Origin of the sequence: Pseudescherichia vulneris NBRC 102420 (assembly GCF_000759795.1) — a bacterium.
Taxonomy (GTDB): domain Bacteria; phylum Pseudomonadota; class Gammaproteobacteria; order Enterobacterales; family Enterobacteriaceae; genus Pseudescherichia; species Pseudescherichia vulneris.
In genome coordinates, this window is the sequence record NZ_BBMZ01000007.1 from 208,373 (window position 1) to 226,738 (window position 18,366).

The 18,366-nt window shown below is 54.7% G+C and carries 16 protein-coding genes and 1 tRNA gene; 4 read left to right on the forward strand and 13 right to left on the reverse strand.

What is annotated here, in order from left to right; translation table 11 throughout:
- Window positions 1–260 precede the first annotated feature (260 nt).
- The 5 genes from EV102420_RS04995 to EV102420_RS05015 all read right to left on the reverse strand — a co-directional run bounded on the left by EV102420_RS04995 (window position 261) and on the right by EV102420_RS05015 (window position 4,769).
- The gene (locus EV102420_RS04995; protein WP_042389650.1) at window positions 261–1,349 is read right to left on the reverse strand and encodes a hypothetical protein; all 1,089 of its coding nucleotides are present in this window, start codon (window positions 1,347–1,349) and stop codon (window positions 261–263) included.
- A 30-nt stretch (window positions 1,350–1,379) separates the two neighbouring features.
- The gene (locus EV102420_RS05000; protein ID WP_042389651.1) at window positions 1,380–2,432 is read right to left on the reverse strand and encodes a hypothetical protein; all 1,053 of its coding nucleotides are present in this window, start codon (window positions 2,430–2,432) and stop codon (window positions 1,380–1,382) included.
- Window positions 2,433–2,613: 181 nt separating this feature from the next.
- Window positions 2,614–2,690, reverse strand: a tRNA-Pro gene (locus EV102420_RS05005).
- 75 nt (window positions 2,691–2,765) lie between these two features.
- The gene (gene yejM / locus EV102420_RS05010) at window positions 2,766–4,523 is read right to left on the reverse strand and encodes an LPS biosynthesis-modulating metalloenzyme YejM (RefSeq protein ID WP_042389652.1); all 1,758 of its coding nucleotides are present in this window, start codon (window positions 4,521–4,523) and stop codon (window positions 2,766–2,768) included.
- An 18-nt stretch (window positions 4,524–4,541) separates the two neighbouring features.
- Window positions 4,542–4,769, reverse strand: a complete 228-nt coding sequence (locus tag EV102420_RS05015; RefSeq protein ID WP_042389941.1) for a YejL family protein — start codon at window positions 4,767–4,769, stop codon at window positions 4,542–4,544.
- Between the two features lie 146 nt (window positions 4,770–4,915).
- Between EV102420_RS05015 and yejK the strand changes: the two genes are divergently transcribed.
- Window positions 4,916–5,920, forward strand: coding sequence for a nucleoid-associated protein YejK (gene yejK / locus EV102420_RS05020; RefSeq protein ID WP_042389654.1), 1,005 nt, complete (start codon window positions 4,916–4,918; stop codon window positions 5,918–5,920).
- Between the two features lie 65 nt (window positions 5,921–5,985).
- On the opposite strand, the gene rplY is transcribed toward yejK, so the two are convergent.
- On the reverse strand, window positions 5,986–6,270 hold the full coding sequence (gene rplY / locus EV102420_RS05025) for a 50S ribosomal protein L25 (RefSeq protein ID WP_042389657.1): 285 nt from the start codon (window positions 6,268–6,270) through the stop codon (window positions 5,986–5,988).
- A gap of 122 nt (window positions 6,271–6,392) precedes the next feature.
- Entirely contained in the window at window positions 6,393–8,153 is a 1,761-nt protein-coding gene (gene radD, locus EV102420_RS05030) for a DNA repair helicase RadD (RefSeq protein ID WP_042389658.1), read from the reverse strand.
- 152 nt (window positions 8,154–8,305) lie between these two features.
- Here radD and rsuA point away from each other — a divergent pair, with 152 nt between their 5' ends.
- The 3 genes from rsuA to EV102420_RS05045 all read left to right on the forward strand — a co-directional run bounded on the left by rsuA (window position 8,306) and on the right by EV102420_RS05045 (window position 10,900).
- Window positions 8,306–9,013 carry a 16S rRNA pseudouridine(516) synthase RsuA gene (rsuA, locus tag EV102420_RS05035; RefSeq protein ID WP_042389660.1) on the forward strand — a complete coding sequence of 236 codons (708 nt, stop codon included), beginning with the start codon at window positions 8,306–8,308 and terminating at the stop codon, window positions 9,011–9,013.
- A gap of 16 nt (window positions 9,014–9,029) precedes the next feature.
- Window positions 9,030–10,220, forward strand: a complete 1,191-nt coding sequence (locus EV102420_RS05040; RefSeq protein ID WP_042389662.1) for a Bcr/CflA family multidrug efflux MFS transporter — start codon at window positions 9,030–9,032, stop codon at window positions 10,218–10,220.
- Window positions 10,221–10,549: 329 nt separating this feature from the next.
- The gene (locus EV102420_RS05045) at window positions 10,550–10,900 is read left to right on the forward strand and encodes a YejG family protein (protein ID WP_042389664.1); all 351 of its coding nucleotides are present in this window, start codon (window positions 10,550–10,552) and stop codon (window positions 10,898–10,900) included.
- A gap of 3 nt (window positions 10,901–10,903) precedes the next feature.
- On the opposite strand, the gene yejF is transcribed toward EV102420_RS05045, so the two are convergent.
- The 6 genes from yejF to EV102420_RS05080 form a co-directional block, all read right to left on the reverse strand.
- The gene (gene yejF, locus EV102420_RS05050) at window positions 10,904–12,490 is read right to left on the reverse strand and encodes a microcin C ABC transporter ATP-binding protein YejF (RefSeq protein ID WP_042389666.1); all 1,587 of its coding nucleotides are present in this window, start codon (window positions 12,488–12,490) and stop codon (window positions 10,904–10,906) included.
- Window position 12,491: 1 nt separating this feature from the next.
- A complete protein-coding gene (locus EV102420_RS05055) occupies window positions 12,492–13,517 on the reverse strand; it encodes a microcin C ABC transporter permease (protein ID WP_042389669.1) in 1,026 nt (341 codons plus the stop codon).
- Window positions 13,517–14,611 (reverse strand): microcin C ABC transporter permease YejB, encoded by a 1,095-nt coding sequence (locus tag EV102420_RS05060; RefSeq protein ID WP_042389671.1) that lies wholly within the window; start codon window positions 14,609–14,611, stop codon window positions 13,517–13,519. The genes EV102420_RS05055 and EV102420_RS05060 overlap by 1 nt, the downstream gene beginning before the upstream one ends.
- Window positions 14,612–14,626: 15 nt before the next feature.
- Window positions 14,627–16,435 (reverse strand): extracellular solute-binding protein, encoded by a 1,809-nt coding sequence (locus EV102420_RS05065; protein WP_042389673.1) that lies wholly within the window; start codon window positions 16,433–16,435, stop codon window positions 14,627–14,629.
- Between the two features lie 214 nt (window positions 16,436–16,649).
- Window positions 16,650–17,216, reverse strand: coding sequence for a bifunctional murein DD-endopeptidase/murein LD-carboxypeptidase (mepS, locus tag EV102420_RS05075; protein ID WP_042389677.1), 567 nt, complete (start codon window positions 17,214–17,216; stop codon window positions 16,650–16,652).
- 415 nt (window positions 17,217–17,631) lie between these two features.
- Window positions 17,632–18,345 carry a phosphatase PAP2 family protein gene (locus EV102420_RS05080; protein WP_042389679.1) on the reverse strand — a complete coding sequence of 238 codons (714 nt, stop codon included), beginning with the start codon at window positions 18,343–18,345 and terminating at the stop codon, window positions 17,632–17,634.
- Window positions 18,346–18,366: the final 21 nt, after the last annotated feature.

An 18,366-nucleotide genomic window follows, 5' to 3' on the forward strand; every position in this document is an offset into this window, starting at 1 on the left:
CTCAACTTCAGCATGAGTGATAGAAGACGATTAGAAAATGCACTATTAATAGGCGGCGTTGTGGGGGGACGTTACGGGGTGGATGACAGGCATAAAAAACCAACTTAAGCGGTTGGTTTTTTATAGGATCTCTGAAACGCGGGATTATGTTCGCTTATCGATGGTATCTGCCGCACTTGATCATGTGATACCGAAGGTGCTGGTAGGTCTGCCCTGGGCGTTGGGCCAGGACAGTTTTACTTTATATTCAGTTAAACAAATCAGGTAACGCTTGAAATGGTGAGAGCATAGTCATTGCCAGCACCTACTTCAACGTTGGCGTGATTGCCAAATTGATCGAAAACGGTAAGTTTGGCGCTATCACTAGATTTGACAAGATCACCAGCAGCACCAGAAACTTCCCATTTTATGTCTACTTCAACATTAGCAAAAATTATTACACCAGGCATCTGATATACATCAACATAATATTCAGCTACGTTAGCTGTACTATTAGAACTATAAGCTGATATACCTAATCTAGTGGTGTAAGAATTACCTTTCCTATTTACATTATTTTCAGTAGGTAGGTAACCTTGAACTAAATGATATACATACTTAGATGCTGAACTGTCATTGCTTATTATGATTTGACGGAATGCACTGGGTGATAAGGCCGTACCGGGTGTCTCAAAATGAGTAATTTTAAAATACGGGTCATCAATTCTTAAAGCATAAATTATTAGATATTTTACATCATCAGTAGTAACCATGTCATAATTGTCTATTGTATAATGTGGGTTACTATCGTGTTCATAAAGAATAATTGGTGTCACGTTCGATTGTGCCATACCATATTTTTTCGGTGGATATACTTTCACCGCAACATAGCTTGGTTTACCAGTGGATGTCGTGTTATATTTTATTTCGGTGCCGCTGGCGTCTATAAAAGAGATAAACAGCGCAACATTCTCAGATGCATAATTGGCATTTATTGTGCTGTCGCTTGAAACATACAGGTCAAATTCATAGCTGCCGCTTTTGGGACTGGTGGCCGTTGGATTATCCTCTTCAGGAAGAGGTTTCACCTCAGTAGGCCTGTTTTCCTGATAAACATAGGTATATGCACCTTTATCCCCAACCTTAAGAAAAGACAGGTCTGCACCGGTTTGATAATCGACAAGGCTTACTGCGGCTTTGCACTCATCTTGCGTAGGGCCAGGCTGATTTGCATCAATAATGTTAAAAACTAACCTGATGGTGAGTTTAACCTGATGGTTGCCGTTGGCAAACAGGTAAGCTTGCGTGGTATCCGGATTATCAGTCCAGATTTTTACAGAGTAAACGGATGTTACGTTATCCCATGACATAATATTACCTCTCAAAAATAGAATTAATATTCAGCTCACACTTTTAACAAGAGCATCATCAGCGTTGGAAAAAGCAACGACATAAGCACTGTTACCAAACTGGTCGTAAACATTTAAATAAATTTGTTTGTCTACGCTCGTGTAGTTTTTAAGCCTTTTTACCGTCATATAGGAAGTGAGGAATATAATCTGATTTGGTTTTTGGTTGACTGTGATTTTTTCTTCAAGGATATATTCATGGTTTAAATCAGACTGAACTTTAATAGTGGCATCATAAGTTTTTTCACCACACTGAACATTAGGGAAAAAGGCGTTATAGATCTTATCCCACTGGGTAGAAGCAATCTCTTTATAAATATAGTATGGGTTTAATGGGGTGTTATCAATTGATTCGTTGCCGCCATCAAAATAAAATATTTTAAAATAGGGGTCGTCAATGTTAAACCAGTATACCTTAAATTTATCTTCCGAGTGATCAAAGTTGTCATCTATTTCAGAGCCAGATATTTCTGTTGAACTATTGGTAATGCAGGTGCGGTTTTGCCCTTTATTGCCATAGAGTTTTTCCGGGTAGCACACGACAGAAGCGTATGTTGCAAAACCGCCTTTATCTGCTACTGCCGAGGTATCTACAAAGATATCTTTTGCGGTGCCATCACTGCTTGTACCATGGTATTCAAGGGTCAGGGCCACGTTTTCAGAAAAGGTTTCAGCATTCACTGAGGATGGGCTGGAAACATAATAAGTAATCACATTATCATAGACGCCATTATCTACAATGCTCGTGTCGTCCTGGTCAACGGCTTGAGTATGATAGGGGTCATAAACTGCGGTATAACGGTTCTCATCTACGATGGTGAGATACTTCAGTGGCCCGCCATCCATATTATTAATGAGTGTTATTGCGTTGCGTACTTCATCGTCCCCAGGACCCTCTGTCGTACCTGCATTTAGTGTAAAATCGATCCCAACATATAATTTCAGTTGATGATTATCGTTGACAAACAGATGTCCCTGCGTGGAGTCAGAGTAGTCTGTCCAAATCTTAATAGTATAAACTGAGGAGACATTATCCCATGACATAGTTTATTACCTCACAATAGTAAGCACTCGATAGGGGTAACAGCAATTTCTCAATGTCAGCATGAGGGATAGAAGGCAATTAGAAAATGCACTATTAATAGGCGGCGCTGTGGGGGCGTTACGTGGTGGATGACAGGCATAAAAAAACCAGCCGTAAGAGGCTGGTTCTTCTGGAGTTTTTTGGTCGGCACGAGAGGATTTGAACCTCCGACCCCCGACACCCCATGACGGTGCGCTACCAGGCTGCGCTACGTGCCGATCTGTGGCGCTAATAGTACCCTTTTCACCACCGATTGCAAGGGGCTATAGGCTGACTGATTTATAATTAATCAATCAGTTAGCGATAAAGCGTTTTTCATCCGTCAGCACCTGGAGCAGCAGGCTGAGCTGCGGCTTCTGGTCGCCTATCTTCTCGCCTTTCAGATTGTAGGTCTGATAGGTGCCGTTATGCTTCAGTACCAGCGTCATCTCCGGCGTGGTGACCGCCAGCGTGTTATTATCCGCGGCGGTCACCCAGTTATGGCGGCGCGCAGCGTTAAATAGATCCTGGCCCTGCGAGTATTCGTTTGCCGGGGTGCTGACGTGCAGCAGGCGCTGCATCAGGGTAGTCATGACATCTTTATGATCGGTCAACTTGCTGATGCGCTGAGCAGGCGTACCCGGCCAGTGGATCACCAGCGGCACGTGCAGATCGCCCCGTGACCAGCCCTCGTCCATTTCACTGTTCTCAGTGGTAACGCCGTGGCCTGCGGTGACGATCACCACCGTTTTATCCAGCTTGCCCGCATCGCGCAGGGCGGTCAGCACGCGCGCTATCTGCGCATCGACGTTACCTGCGGCCTGAGCATAGCGGCGGTCACCGTCCTGCCGCACAGTATCCAGCGACGTGCCGTTAAACGACACCCACGAGAACCAGCGGTTATCTTCCTGCGCGTAGCGATCCAGCCAGTTAATCCACTGATCGGCGGTTTGCTTATCGGACTGCGCCTTGGCGGCGGGCAGAGAGAAGTCAGAGAGCAGGGCCTGGCGATAGAGCGAACTGCTGAAGCCGTCCGAGGAGAAGAGGCCCAGCTGATAGCCCTGCTGATTAAGCGCGGTCACCAGCGCCGCCGGAATACGTGCCGACAGCACCCCGTCCATATAGGAAGGGGAGATACCGTAGAACAGGCCGAACAGGCCGTTATCGGTATCGTTACCGGCGCTCATATGCTGGGTAAAGGTGATGTTTTCAGCGGCAAAGCCTGCCAGCGACGGCATCTCTTTTTCGTAGCGCGAATAGTTCAACGCGTCGACGGTGATCAGCAGCACGTTCTGACCCGGCCCCATATCGCGGTAGCGCAGATCGCTCAGCGGATACTGCACCGAAACCGCCTCCGGGTTCCCCTGTTCAACCAGCCGACGCTGATACTCCTGCGCATCCAGCAGGCCGTGCTTCTCCAGGAACCGGCGTGCGGTCATCGGGTAGGAGAGCGGCAGGTTGGCGCGCTGCATAGTGATCGGCCGGTAGAAGTTCGCATCGGCCCAGATATAGGTCAGGTGCGACGCGATAAAGGCGGTAAAGAACAGGGCGGCTACCGGCTTGGCGTAGCGACGACGGCGCGTCAGGCTGCGCAGCTTCTGCCAGCTCCAATTGGCAAACAGCAGCTCCACCAGCAGGATCACCGGCACGCTGATAAACATCAGCTGCCAGTCGCGGGCCATCTCGTTCTGGTCCGGGTTGATCACCAGCTCCCAGACAATGGGGTTCAGGTGCAGGTGGAAACGGGTAAAGACTTCGCTGTCGATCAGCAGCAGCGTCATGCCGATGGTGGCCAGCACGGCGGAGAACGCACGCATCAGCCGCTGCGACATCACCACAAAGGTCAGCGGAAAGAGGATCAGCAGATAGGTGGCAAACACCACAAAGCTGAAGTGGCCGATGACGCTCAGCCAGGAGTAGATCCTGCCGCCAAGCGTGGTCGGCCAGTCGGCGACGAACAGGTAACGACTGCCAAGAACCATGGCCAACAGAATGTTGAACAGGGCAAACCAGTGCCCCCAGCTAACCATCTGGGAGACTTTTTCTCGGTAGCGTTGACGATGAGTCACCATAAAATGCCGTCGTTGTCCTTAATGCGCTTTATCGTCAGCCACGGAGGACTGCAACGCCTGAGCGAAGGATTTCGCAATAGCCTGCCGCTGTGCCGGGGCAACGCTGGTGTTGATCAGGTTGGTGACCATGTTTCCCAGCACCATCAGGGAGAGATCGGTCGGAACCTTGTGTTTTTCCAGCACGTTCGCCAGCTCGCTCAGGAGTTGTTCAACGTGTTCATCACTATAACGGGAAATCTGTGGCATAAAATCAGAATCAGTCTCTTTATGAAAGGGCAACATATTACCGTAGCAACAGCTTTTTTTCTGCTTTTTTATCTCTGGTTTGATCTCTGGTTGCGCTGTTACCTCTGCGGTGGTTGAATACCGCCGGTCTAACAGGAGAGTTTATCATGAGTCTGGATATCAACCAGATTGCCCTGCACCAGCTTATCAAGCGTGATGAGCAAACCCTTGAGCTGGTGCTGCGCGATTCATTACTGGAGCCGACGGCCACCGTTGTAGAGATGATGGCCGAGCTGCACCGGGTCTACAGTGCAAAAAATAAAGCCTACGGTCTGTTTAGCGAAGAGAGCGAGCTGGCCGAGACGCTGCGCCAGCAGCGCCAGGGCAACGACGATTTCCTCGCCTTTAGCCGGGCGGCAACCGGACGCCTGCGCGACGAGCTGGCAAAATACCCCTTCGCCGACGGCGGTATCGTGCTGTTCTGCCACTATCGCTACCTGGCGGTGGAGTATCTGCTGGTGGCGGTGCTGAACAACCTCAGCAGCATGCGCGTCAACGAGCAGCTTGATATTAGCTCGACCCACTATCTCGACATTAACCATGCCGATATCGTGGCGCGGATCGATCTCACCGAGTGGGAGACCAATCCAGAGTCGACCCGCTACCTGACCTTCCTGAAGGGCAGGGTAGGGCGCAAGGTCGCCGACTTCTTTATGGATTTCCTCGGGGCCAGCGAAGGATTAAACGCCAAGGCGCAGAACCGTGGCCTGTTACAGGCGGTGGATGACTTTACCGCCGAGGCGCAGCTCGATAAAGCCGAGCGCCAGAGCGTGCGTCAGCAGGTCTATAGCTACTGTAACGAGCAGCTACAGGCGGGAGAGGAGATCGAGCTGGCGTCGCTGTCGAAAGAGCTGGGGGGTGTCAGCGAGGTAAGCTTCCAGGAGTTTACCGCCGATAAAGGCTACGAGCTGGAGGAGAGCTTCCCGGCGGATCGCAGCACCCTGCGTCAGCTGACCAAGTATGCTGGTAGCGGCGGCGGGTTAACCATCAACTTTGATGCGATGCTGCTCGGCGAGCGTATTTTCTGGGATCCGGCCACCGATACCCTGACCATCAAAGGGACGCCGCCCAACCTGCGCGATCAGTTGCTGCGCAGAACGTCCGGAAAATAACGAGGATGGAGCCGCAATAACAAAAAACCCCGCCGAAGCGGGGTTTTTTTTCAACACGTTTGCGATTAAGCGCGAACGAAGTCGATGTGAGACAGTTTAGGTTTGTACGGGTGACGCTGTACAGCCTGAACTTTAACTTTTACTTCGGTACCGTCAACAACCAGAGTCAGAACTTCGCCGTAAAAACCTTCTTTAGCCTGCATGTTCATAACTTTGTCGTGATCCAGTTCGATAGCGATCGGGGCTTCAGTGCCACCGTAAACGATCGCCGGGAACTTGTTCGCGGTACGCAGGCGGCGGCTCGCACCCTTACCCTGCTCTTTACGTGCTTGTGCTTCGATAGTGAACATATCAATTTCTCTTCAATAATTCCTGCTACAGGCGACCCAGCAGCAGGCAGATTTCTGGCTTTACGGATGTAAAGCGGGCGATATAGTAGCCCTGAATCGCTTTTTCTTCAACGAAAAGTACGCTAACCGCGCAATTCGTTTGCCCGACGGAAGCGGCCTTCATAATCAAACACCTTCTCTCGCACCTGCCAGTATTGGCCCTTCAGCCGCGCTACGACAAAATCAGGGTGACGCAGCAGCGCCTGCTGGGCTTTGATATCGGCGGCCACGATCCAGCGCAGCGGCACGCCGGGGGTGCGGGTATGGGGGCGGATAAAGAGCTGTTCAAAGGCGGTGCGCTGGGCAGGGGTATGCAGGCGGAAGCGCTCGCTGACGTCGGCCCCGTCCTCATCGTAGTAGGTGATCTTCAGCCACTCGCCCTTATCGTCTGCGCCGTGCTGCAGATCCATGCCGCTGCAGCGCAGCACCAGGGCATCCTTCAGTTTCAGCGCGGCCTTCAGCATATCGTCCGGATCCACCAGCACCGTGTTGCACTCCCGGCAGCGGCGGGCGGCAATGTCGTTTTCGGCATTGCACTGGGGACAGTTTTTAAAGCGGAAGCGGTAGCTGCACTGCTCCCGATGGCCCTCGTCATCTTCAAAAAAGCCCTGGCAGCGGCGACCAAAGTGTTCAATCAAGGTGCCATCAGCGGCCATCTTGCCCCAGAAGGTATTAGCAAAGCCGCAGTCGGGGCAGAAAACCTGCACCGGCACGTTATCACTTTTCCCTTTTGGCTCCCCGACCTCCGGGGCATAGAGATCGTGCGGGTTACCAGCATAGTCGAGGATCAGACAGTCGGTTTTACCCGGCGCAAGACGCAGGCCGCGGCCGACAATCTGCTGATAGAGGCTGACGGACTCCGTCGGGCGCAGAATGGCGATCAGATCGACGTGCGGCGCATCAAAGCCGGTGGTCAACACGGAAACGTTCACCAGATAGCGAAAACGCTTACATTTGAACTCCTCGATCAGCGCATCGCGCTCGGGACCCGGCGTCTCGCCGGTGATCAGCGCAGCCTCGCCGGCGGGCAGCAGGCTGGTGACCTCCCGGGCATGCTCCACGGTGGCGGCAAAGATCATCACCCCCTGGCGCTCGGCGGCAAACTCGACGATCTGGCTGACGATGTGCGGGGTAATACGCTGCTGCTTTTTCAGCTCGCGGTTGAGATCCGCCTCGCTGAACAGGCCGCTGCTCTGGGGCTGCAAACGGCTAAAGTCATACTGCACGATAGGCATATCCAGCCGCTCGGGAGGCGTCAGGTAGCCGTGCTTGATCATATAGCGCAGCGGCAGCTCATAGATGCAGTCGCGAAACAGCGCCTTGTCATTGCCGCGCACCATCCCGTGGTAGTGAAACTGGTAGATCCATCCTTTGCCGAGGCGGAACGGCGTGGCGGTCAGGCCCAGCAGGCGCAGGCGGGGATTGACCTGGGCGAGGTGCGTGAGGATCTGCCGGTACTGGCTCTCGTCGTCATCGCTGATGCGGTGGCACTCATCGACGATCAGCAGGGAGAACTCGCCTTGGAAGTGGTCGAGGTTGCGGGCTACCGACTGCACGCTGCCAAACACCACCTTGCCGTGGCTCTCTTTGCGCTTCAGCCCGGCGGCGTAGATATCCGCCTCCAGCCCCAGCGCCAGATATTTGGCATGGTTCTGCGCCACCAGCTCTTTGACGTGGGCGAGCACCAGAACGCGACCACGGGCCACGCGGGCAAGCTCGGCGATCACCAGGCTTTTGCCCGCGCCGGTAGGCAGGACGATCACCGCTGGCTCATGGCGATGGCGAAAGTGGGTGAGGGTGGCGTTTACCGCATCACGTTGATAGGGGCGTAGCGTAAAGGTCATTGTCTCTCGGCGTTCATTAGTCTGGTAATAGTATGCCATGATTTTTTCGCTTGAGCGCTGCTGCCAGGCCGTTATACTGAGAGATTCACAATTGCTTCTTTTTTTCGGACTTTTGTCCGACTCCGGCACTCTTTACAGGCAAATAAGACTTCATGCGACTTGATAAGTTTATCGCTCAGCAACTCGGCGTCAGCCGGGCTATTGCCGGGCGTGAAATCCGCGGCAGCCGCGTTACCGTGGATGGCGATATTGTTAGAAACGCCGCCTTCAAACTTCTGCCCGAGCACGAGGTAGAGTACGACGGCAATACCCTCGTACAGCAGACCGGCCCGCGCTACTTTATGCTGCACAAGCCGCAGGGGTACGTCTGCTCCACCGACGATCCCGATCATCCGACGGTGCTCTACTTCCTTGACGAGCCGGTAGCCCATAAGCTGCACGCCGCCGGAAGGCTGGATATCGACACCACCGGGCTGGTGCTGATGACCGACGACGGCCAGTGGTCACATCGCATCACTTCTCCGCGCCACCACTGCGAGAAAACCTACCTGGTGACGCTGGAGTCCCCGGTTAGCGAGGACACCGCTGCGCAGTTCGCGAAAGGCGTTCAGCTGCATAACGAACCCGATCTGACCAAACCCGCCGTGCTGGAGGTGATCACCCCCACCGAGGTGCGTCTGACCATCAGCGAGGGGCGCTACCACCAGGTTAAGCGCATGTTTGCTGCGGTAGGTAACCATGTTGTTGGCCTGCACCGCGAGCGCATCGGAGAGATTATTCTCGACGCTGACCTGGCTCCGGGGGAGTATCGTCCGTTGACCGAAGAAGAGATCGCCAGCGTTAGCTTAACGTCCCGCTAAATCCCAGGAGCCCGTAGTGACCACCAGGCAGCACTCTTCCCTGCGCATTGTCTTTATTCTTGGCCTGCTGGCCATGCTGATGCCGCTCTCGATCGATATGTATCTGCCCGCGCTGCCGGTGATTGCCCAGCAGTTTGGCGTTCCGGCCGGTAGCGCCCAGATGACCCTGAGCACCTATATTCTTGGCTTTGCGCTGGGTCAGCTGCTCTACGGTCCGATGGCGGATAGCATTGGCCGTAAGCCGGTGATCCTCGGCGGCACCCTGATTTTTGCCGCGGCGGCGAGCGCCTGTGCGCTGGCCCAGAGTATCGATCAGCTCATTACTCTGCGTTTTTTCCACGGTCTGGCCGCGGCCGCAGCAAGCGTAGTGATCAACGCCCTGATGCGCGATATCTATCCGAAAGAGGAGTTCTCGCGGATGATGTCGTTTGTCATGCTGGTGACCACCGTTGCGCCGCTGCTGGCCCCGATGATCGGCGGTGCGGTGCTGGTCTGGTTAAGCTGGCACGCCATCTTCTGGATCCTGGCGATCGCCGCCCTGCTGGCCTCGCTGATGATCTTCTTCTTTATCAGCGAGACGCTGCCGGTGGAGCGACGTCAGCCGTTTCACATTCGTACCACCCTGGGTAACTTCGCCACGCTGTTTCGCCACAAGCGGGTGCTGAGCTATATGCTTGCAAGCGGTTTCAGCTTCGCGGGCATGTTCTCGTTCTTAAGCGCCGGGCCCTTTGTCTACATTGAGCTTAACCACGTTCTGCCGCAGAACTTTGGCTACTACTTCGCGCTGAATATCGTCTTCCTGTTTATCATGACCATCATCAATGGTCGATTTGTGCGGCGGGTGGGGGCGCTAAGGATGTTCCGCGCCGGGCTGTGGATCCAGTTCGTGATGGCACTGTGGATGGTGCTGAGTGCCGCGTTTGACGTGGGCTTCTGGGCGCTGGTAGTGGGCGTCGCCGCCTTTGTTGGCTGCGTCTCGCTGGTGGCGTCAAACGCGATGGCGGTGATTCTGGATGAGTTTCCACACATGGCGGGTACCGCTTCGTCGCTGGCGGGAACGTTCCGCTTTGGTATCGGTGCCATTGTAGGTGCGCTGCTCTCGCTGGCGACCTTTAACAGCGCCTGGCCGATGATCTGGTCTATCGCCTTCTGCGCAACCAGCTCCATTCTCTTCTATCTCTACGCCAGCCGCCCTAAGCGCGGCTAGCGTCTCTCTCTAAGGGGCAAAACTGCCCCTTCATTGATACACATCATCACAATCTATTGTGAGATTGCTATCATTTGTTTCTTTTATGTAAAATCCATTTGTGTAAATGTCACACTGTTGTAGTTAAAAAGGTTGAGTTAGATCGCAGAAACGGGTACATATACCCCCAAAAGGTGAGGTAAGGCATCATCCACCCACCCTAATAATGAGGCTGCTAACCTTGTAATTTCAAGGATGTAAGCGGTTACTGCGTCGTGACAGGCAGAAATGTCAATGATGTGTTAATATAGTTGTAAATGAATTGTGAAGTGATTGCTTCGGGGAAGAACATGAATAGCTTAAATCTCTCTATTGTGCATCGGTTACCCCAAAGTTACCGCTGGCTGGCAGGCGCTGCCGGCTCGCAAGTCGAACCGATCCCCTCTAACGGCCAGAGCGGTGACAACTGCCTGGTGGCGTTAAAACTGCTGAGCCCGGACGGCGATAAAGCCTGGCCGGTGATGCACAAGCTTAGTCAGGCGCTAAACGATATCGAAGTCGACTGCTCCGTGCTGGAGTGTGAAGGCGAGCCGTGCCTGTTTGTGAATCGTCAGGATGAATTTGCTGCCACCTGCCGCCTGAAAAACTTTGGCGTGGCGATTGCCGAGCCGTTTGCCAGCACTGCCACTGCGCCTTTCTAAATGCTAGCTCAGCGCTAGCAGCTGGCGCGTATAGTCGTTCTGCGGATCGGCAAACACGCGCTGGCACTCTCCCTGCTCAACCACTTCCCCCTGCCGTAAAATAATCACCTGGTGGCACAGCGACCGCACCACCTGCAGATCGTGACTGATAAACAGATAGGCCAGCCGATGCTTCTCCTGCAGCGACTTCAGCAGAGCGAGGATCTGTGCCTGCACGGTGCGATCCAGCGACGAGGTGGGCTCATCCAGCACGATCAGCTCCGGCTGTAAAATGAGCGCCCGGGCGATGGCGATCCGCTGGCGCTGGCCGCCGGAGAACTCTGCCGGATAGCGGTGGCGAGTGTCAGGATCGAGACCCACCTCCTGCATCACCGCAATCACCCGCTCCTCGCGCGCCTGCGGGGTCAGCGCAGGCTGATGCACGCGCAGCCCCTCCTCAATAATCTGCTGCACGTCGAGGCGGGGGTTAAGCGAGGAGTTGGGATCCTGAAAAACCACCTGCATCCGGTGACGCACCGGCAGCATCTGCTTCCGCGCCCACTGATGCAGCGGCTGACCGTCAAAGTTAATCGTCCCCTGCGAGGCGATCAGGCGCAGCAGCGCCAGCCCTGTGGTGCTCTTGCCCGAGCCAGACTCGCCCACCAGGCCTAAGGTTTCTCCTGCCCGCAGGGTAAAGCTCAGATCCTTGACTATCGGCTTCTGGCCGACGACGCGCTTAAAAAGTCCCTTACGCAGCGGGAAGGCGACGCCGAGGCGATCCACCTCCAACAGCGGGGGGGCATCGGACGGCAGCGGAACCGGCGCACCCGCTGGCTCGCTATTCAGCAGGCGCTGGGTATAGGCGTGCTGCGGGGCATTAAACAACGCTGCCGCCCGGTTCTGCTCCACGCAGCGGCCGTTATGCATCACCGCTACGCTGTCCGCCAGCCTGCGCACAATATTGAGGTTATGGGTAATAAACAGCAGGCCCATGTTTAGCTCATCACGCAGCTCGCGCAGCAGCTGTAAAATTTGCGCCTGCACCGCCACGTCCAGCGCGGTGGTAGGTTCATCGGCGATAAGCAGCTCTGGGCGGGTCAGCAGGGCCATGGCAATCATTACTCGTTGGCGCTCGCCGCCGGAGAGCTGATGGGGGAAATCGCCCAGCCGCGTGCGGGCGTTACGGATCCCTACGCGATCGAGACAGGTGAGGATCTCAGCGCGCGCCGCTTCCCGCCGCATGCCGCGATGCAGGGAGAGCACCTCATAGAGCTGCTTCTCCAGGGTATGCAGCGGGTTAAGCGATACCATCGGCTCCTGGAAAATCATGGCGATCTTATTCCCGCGTACGCCGCGCAGGATCTGCTCGCTGGCGTGGAGCAGCGATTCGCCATGAAAGCGGATATCGCCGCTGGGGTAGACCACGGGCGGGGAGGGGAGCAGGCGCAGGATCGACAGGGCGCTCACGCTTTTGCCGGAGCCGGACTCGCCGACCAGCGCCAGGGTCTCACCGGCCTCGACCTGGAGCGACAGATCGCTGACCACGGTGCGCAGCTGGTCCTGATGACGGAAGGCGACCGAAAGCGAATCAATGGTGAGGAGGGGAGTCATATCAGAGCGCCTTGTTGGGATCAAACGCGTCGCGCACGGCTTCGCCAATAAAGATCAGTAGCGAAAGCAGCACCGCCACCGACAGGAAGGCGGCAATACCTAGCCACGGAGCCTGCAAATTATTTTTACCCTGTAATAGCAGCTCTCCGAGCGAAGGCGAACCCAGCGGCAGGCCAAAGCCGAGAAAGTCGAGCGAGGTCAGGGTAGTGATAGAGCCGCAGAGGATAAAGGGCAGGAAGGTGAGGGTGGCCACCATGGCGTTCGGCAGCATATGGCGGAAGATAATCCCGCGATCGCTCACCCCTAGCGCCTGTGCCGCGCGGATATAGTCAAAGTTGCGGGTACGCAGGAATTCCGCCCGCACCACGCCCACCAGGCTCATCCAGCCGAAGATCACCGTGATCGCCAGCAGCCACCAGAAGTTTGGCTGGATCACGCTGGAGAGCAGGATGATCAGAAACAGCGTCGGCATCCCCGACCAGACCTCAATAAAACGCTGGCCCCAGAGGTCGATTTTACCTCCGTAGTAACCCTGTAACGCTCCGGCCAGCACGCCAACCACGCTGGAGCAGAGGGTCAGCATCAGGCCAAACAGCACCGAGATCCGCGTTCCGTAGAGGATGCGCGCCAGCACGTCGCTGCCGTTGGCATCGGTCCCTAGCCAGTTCTGCGCCGAAGGGGGAGAGGGGAAAGGCGTATCGGTCGCAAAGTTAATGCTGGTGGCCCCAAAGCGGATCGGGGCCCATAGCGCCCAGCCGTGAGTCGCAATCTGCTGTTGCAGCCACGGATCCTGATAATCGGCCGGGGTGGCAAACGCGCCGCCAAAGGCGGTCTCGCTGTAATCCTTGAGCACCGGGGCATACCAACGATCCTGATAGTGCACCAGCAGCGGCTTATCGTTAGCGATAAGCTCTGAGCCGAGGCTGAGGACGAAAATCACCGCAAAGATCCACAGCGACCAGTAGCCGCGGCGGTTATGGCGAAAGCGCGCCCAGCGGGCCTGGTTGACGTGGCTTAATCGACGCATCAGCGACCCTCAAAATCGATACGCGGATCGACCAGCGTATAGCTGATATCGCTCAGGATATTCAGCAGCAGACCAATCAGCGTGAAAATATAGAGCGTACCAAACATCACCGGATAGTCTCGCGACACGGTCGCCTCATAGCCCAGCAGGCCAAGGCCGTTGAGGGAGAACATCACCTCGATCAGCAGCGAGCCGGTAAAAAACATGCTGATAAAGGTGGCCGGGAAACCGGCGATCACCAGCAGCATGGCGTTACGGAAGACGTGGTTACGTAAGATCGCCCGCTCGCTCACCCCTTTCGCCCGGGCGGTCACCACATACTGCTTGCGGATCTCATCAAGAAACGAATTTTTTGTCAGCATGGTCAGCGCCGCGAAGCCGCCGATCACCGTCGCCAGCACCGGCAGGGTAATATGCCACAGGTAGTCGGTTATTTTTTGATACCAGGGCAGAGCGTCAAAGTTGGCGGACACCAGCCCGCGCAGCGGGAAGAGATCGTAGTAGCTGCCGCCTGCAAACAGCACAATCAGCAGGATAGCGAACAGAAAGGCGGGAATAGCGTAGCCGATGATGATAAACGCGCTGCTCCAGATATCGAAGCGGCTGCCGTTGTAGACCGCTTTGCGGATCCCCAATGGGATCGACACCAGATAGATAATCAGCGTTCCCCATAGCCCGAGGGTAATAGAGACCGGCATGCTGTCTCTGATCAGCTGTAGCACCGAGGCGCTGCGAAACAGGCTGTCGCCAAAGTCAAAGCGCACGTAGTTCCACAGCATGGTGAAGTAGCGTTCGTATAGCGGCTTATCAAAGCCGTAGCGTTTGGTGATCTCGGCGATCACCTCCGGATCCAGCCCGCGTGCGCCGCGATACTGGCCTTCACCCACGTTGCCGACCCCGGTGCGGGCGTGGGTAGCGCCCATGCCTTCACCGCCGCCGCCCGGCATGCCGCCCTGCTGTCCGAACTCAATGGCGGCAATCGCCTGGTCCACCGGCCCGCCGGGCGCGATCTGGACAATAAAAAAGTTGATGGTGATGATCGCCCACAGGGTGGGGATCACCAGCAGCAGGCGGCGGATCAGATAGGCACCCATCGTCTCGTATACTCCTTAGCGCCTGTCGGCAGGCAATTTTGCCGCTTTATTTACGTCATACCACCAGGTATCAAACCCGAGGGAGTAGATCGGGCGCACCTCGGGCATGGAGAATTTATCCCAGTACGCAAGGCGATCGGCCGCCATAAACCACATCGGCAGCATGTAGTAGTTCCAGGTCAGGACGCGATCCAGCGCGCGCCCGAGCGGCACAAGCTTCTCTTTATTCCCCTGGTTGGCAACGATCTGCCCCAGCAGGGCGTCGATCACCGGGCTGCTGACGCCAGGCGTATTATAGGTGGAATCAAGGTATTGCGACCCCCAGGAGATTTGCAGGTCGGTACCGGGCCACGGCGTCGCGCGCACGGTGCGCGGCATCATATCAAAGTCGCGGCTGCGCAGACGATTGGTCAGCTGGGAGTTATCTATCTGGCGAACGTTCATGACGATCCCAAGACGCTTTAAGCTGTGCTGAAACGGCATTACCCACAGATTGTTAGCCCCGGCGGGCAGCAGCAGTTCAAAGCTAAAGGGCTTGCCGGTTTTAACGTTCACCCGCTTCTGGTTTTTCAGCACCCAGCCCGCATCATCCAGCAGCGTGCTGGCCTTCAGCAGGTTAGCGCGGTCGAAGCCGTTGCCCTTTGACACCGGTGGCTGATAGATCTGAGTAAATACCTCCGGCGGCAGGTCGGCCTTCATCGGGGCGAGCAGGGTGAGCTCTGCCGCATCCGGATAACCGCGCGCGGCGTACTCGGTATTCTGGAAATAGCTGTTGGTGCGGCTGTAGGCGTTATAGAACAGCGCCTTGTTCATCCACTCAAAGTCAAAGGCGAGGGTAAGCGCCTCGCGTACGCGGCGGTCGCTAAACAGCGGGCGCTGGTTATTGAATGCCAGCCAGCGCGTATCCTGTGCCGATTCGTTCTTCAGCTCCTGTTTAACAATCTGGTGATTGCTGAAGTTTTTACCGCTGTAGCGGGTGGCCCAGTTCTTGGCATCGCCTTCGGTACGCATGTCGAATGCGCCCGCCTTAAAGGCTTCAAAGGCGACATTATCGTCGAGATAGTAGTCGTAGCGGATCGTATCGAAATTCCAGCGGCCGCTGTTAACCGGCAGATTAGCTCCCCAGTAGTCCTTCACCCGGCTGTAGACAATGTATTGGCCCATGCGCCATGTGGTAATGCGGTACGGCCCGCTGCCCAGTGGCGGAGTGGCGAGGGGATCGCTGAGCTTGTGATTTTTCCAGAACTTCTCCGGCATTACCGGGAGGGTGAGCAGGCTGAGCATATCCTCTTTGCCCGGCTTCGCCAGCTTGATGCGCACCGTGAGCGGGGCGATGGCTTCCATCGTTGTGCCTTTATAGATCAGGCGGAACTGCGGCACCCCTTCAGTCATAAATTTATGGAAGGTGAAGGCGACGTCGCGGGCGGTAATGGGCGAACCGTCGTGAAAGGTGGCGCGGGGATTGAGGGCGATCTCCATCCACGAATAGTCATCGGCATAGCGTGCGACCTCAGCAATTAGCGGATAGTAGCTGCCGGGTTCATCGTCGGAGGTGGTGTAGAGCGAGTCATAGAGCGACTCGGTGCGCACGCCGGCATTGCCGCGCAGGGCAAAACGGTTGAAGTTATCGAACGTGCCAATCACCGATAGCGTTACGTTGCCGCCTTTGGGGGCCGCCGGGTTCACATAGTCAAAGTGGGTAAAGTCGATAGCGTATTTCGGTTCGCCAATGACGGCGAAGGCATAGTTCTCTTTAATAGCCTGTGCCTGGCAGGTAAAGCAGATCAGGGCCAACAGCAGAGCAGAGAGGCGCGCAAACGTCATCAGGCAGTGTCCTTTTACCGAGCGCTAAGATTCAGTAAATGATAAGTGACCTTGAGGATATTGTGAATATCATTCGCGCGCTATTGCACTGGGTAGAATTTGCCTGGCAACAGGGCAAAAAAAAGCGCTGCCGGAGCAACGCTTTCATTTATTATTATGTTTTCGCGATACCGGCCAAGGGAAAACCGATCCCGAGAAGTTTGCCGGGTACGAATTAGCTGCGAGCTAAAACGCGGCGCGCTTCATTGTAGCGCTTCTTCCAGTATGGCTCATCCATGTTGGAGATCATCACACCGCTGCTGGTGGACGCATGAACAAACTGGTTATTGCCAATATAGATGCCAACGTGGCGGCCGGTAGAGCCCGCGCGGAAGAGAACCAGGTCGCCGGTACGCAGGCTAGTGCGCGAAACCGATTTACCCATCTCCTGCTGTTCGTAGGTCGAACGCGGCAGCTCTAAGCCAAACTGTTCACGGAAAGTGCGCTGTACGAAACCAGAGCAGTCGATGCCGCGCTTGGTATCACCGCCAAGACGGTAACGCACGCCTTTCCAGCTGGCGTATTGATCCATAATTCGCGATTTAACGTCGAGATTACGAACCATACTTTCAAATTCATCCTGAGAGGCTTGCAGTGAAGAGGCATCTTCCATGCCCACAACATGCGTCTCAGGGTGCATATTCTTTGCGGTATTTGTCGAACAAGCTGAAAGCAGTGCCGCTACTGCAATCGCGGGGATAGCCCGCCAGAGATATCTCAGGAACGGTTGAGATTTGACCATGTTGCTTATTTTCCCTTGAAGTCCTTAACGATAAATAATCGTTATAAAATGCCAAACGTGACGAGACTAATTACTTGCGCACTGAGAGACAATTCCTCTTGGTCAAATCTGTGGAGAAACGCACAAATTAATTCACAGCGGGAATATTTATCTCTGTGGGGCGAAACGTCATCGAGATTAACCGATCGTATCCCCCATTGCGAGTAGTTTTATAGGATTTTTTATAAGAAATTATGATAGACAAAGTGAAAAAAATGATTTGGGTGAAAAGTGTGCGATTTAGCTTAAAAACCATTCAACTTACTAATTTGTAAACAAAATTAAATGACAAAAAGATGACAAACTGCAGCGAGAGGTAAAAATTTGTGTCAGGGATCCTAATGAATCCCTGATGTCCAGTGTTAATATTGGTTTTTTAAATGTTATTAAATTGTATATTTTTATTAGGCAAGTAATGGCTAAAGCGTGAAATGACTTTGTCACTTAACGACGTAAGCAGGATCCACGGCAGGCCAATAAGTACCGCAGAAAGGGATCCTACGGCGATATCGCTAAACCAGTGCGCGCCAATCATTACCCGTGGGAAGGCAAAGACCACAAAAATAATCAGGGCAACCGCGAAGGTTTTGCCACCAAAATAGCGCCACATAAATGTGGAAAAAATAAGCAGCATCATGCCGTGATCGCCAGGGAAACTGTCTTTAGAGGCGTCCTTAGTGGATATGTCTAACAGTTCGCTCACGCGCCAGATATCGCTGAAATAGAGGGTAGGGCTGGCGCGTTTAACCGGATAGAGGTGCTGCGCCAGCTGGTTCACGATCAGCGCCGTGAGCAGCATCGTTAGGCCGATAGCCACAATGCGCTGGCGGCCCGCGCCGTCGGCTTTTAGCCAGAATGCGAGCATCACGCAGCCCATGGCCAGCAGCGAGCAGGCGTCAAATCCCCGGTTATTGGTGATGGCCACCAGCCACAGGAAGGCGCGGCTCTCCACCAGCAGATGATTGAAAAAATGAAAAATCGCGGAGTCCAGCGTAAACCACGCCCCATGATTAGCGGGCAGGTACCAGGATAAAAACAGGGCCAGCCCGGCAATGTTAAGCAGTAATATAAGCGGCAGTCGATTTTTCATTATTCCATCACGGCAGATTCT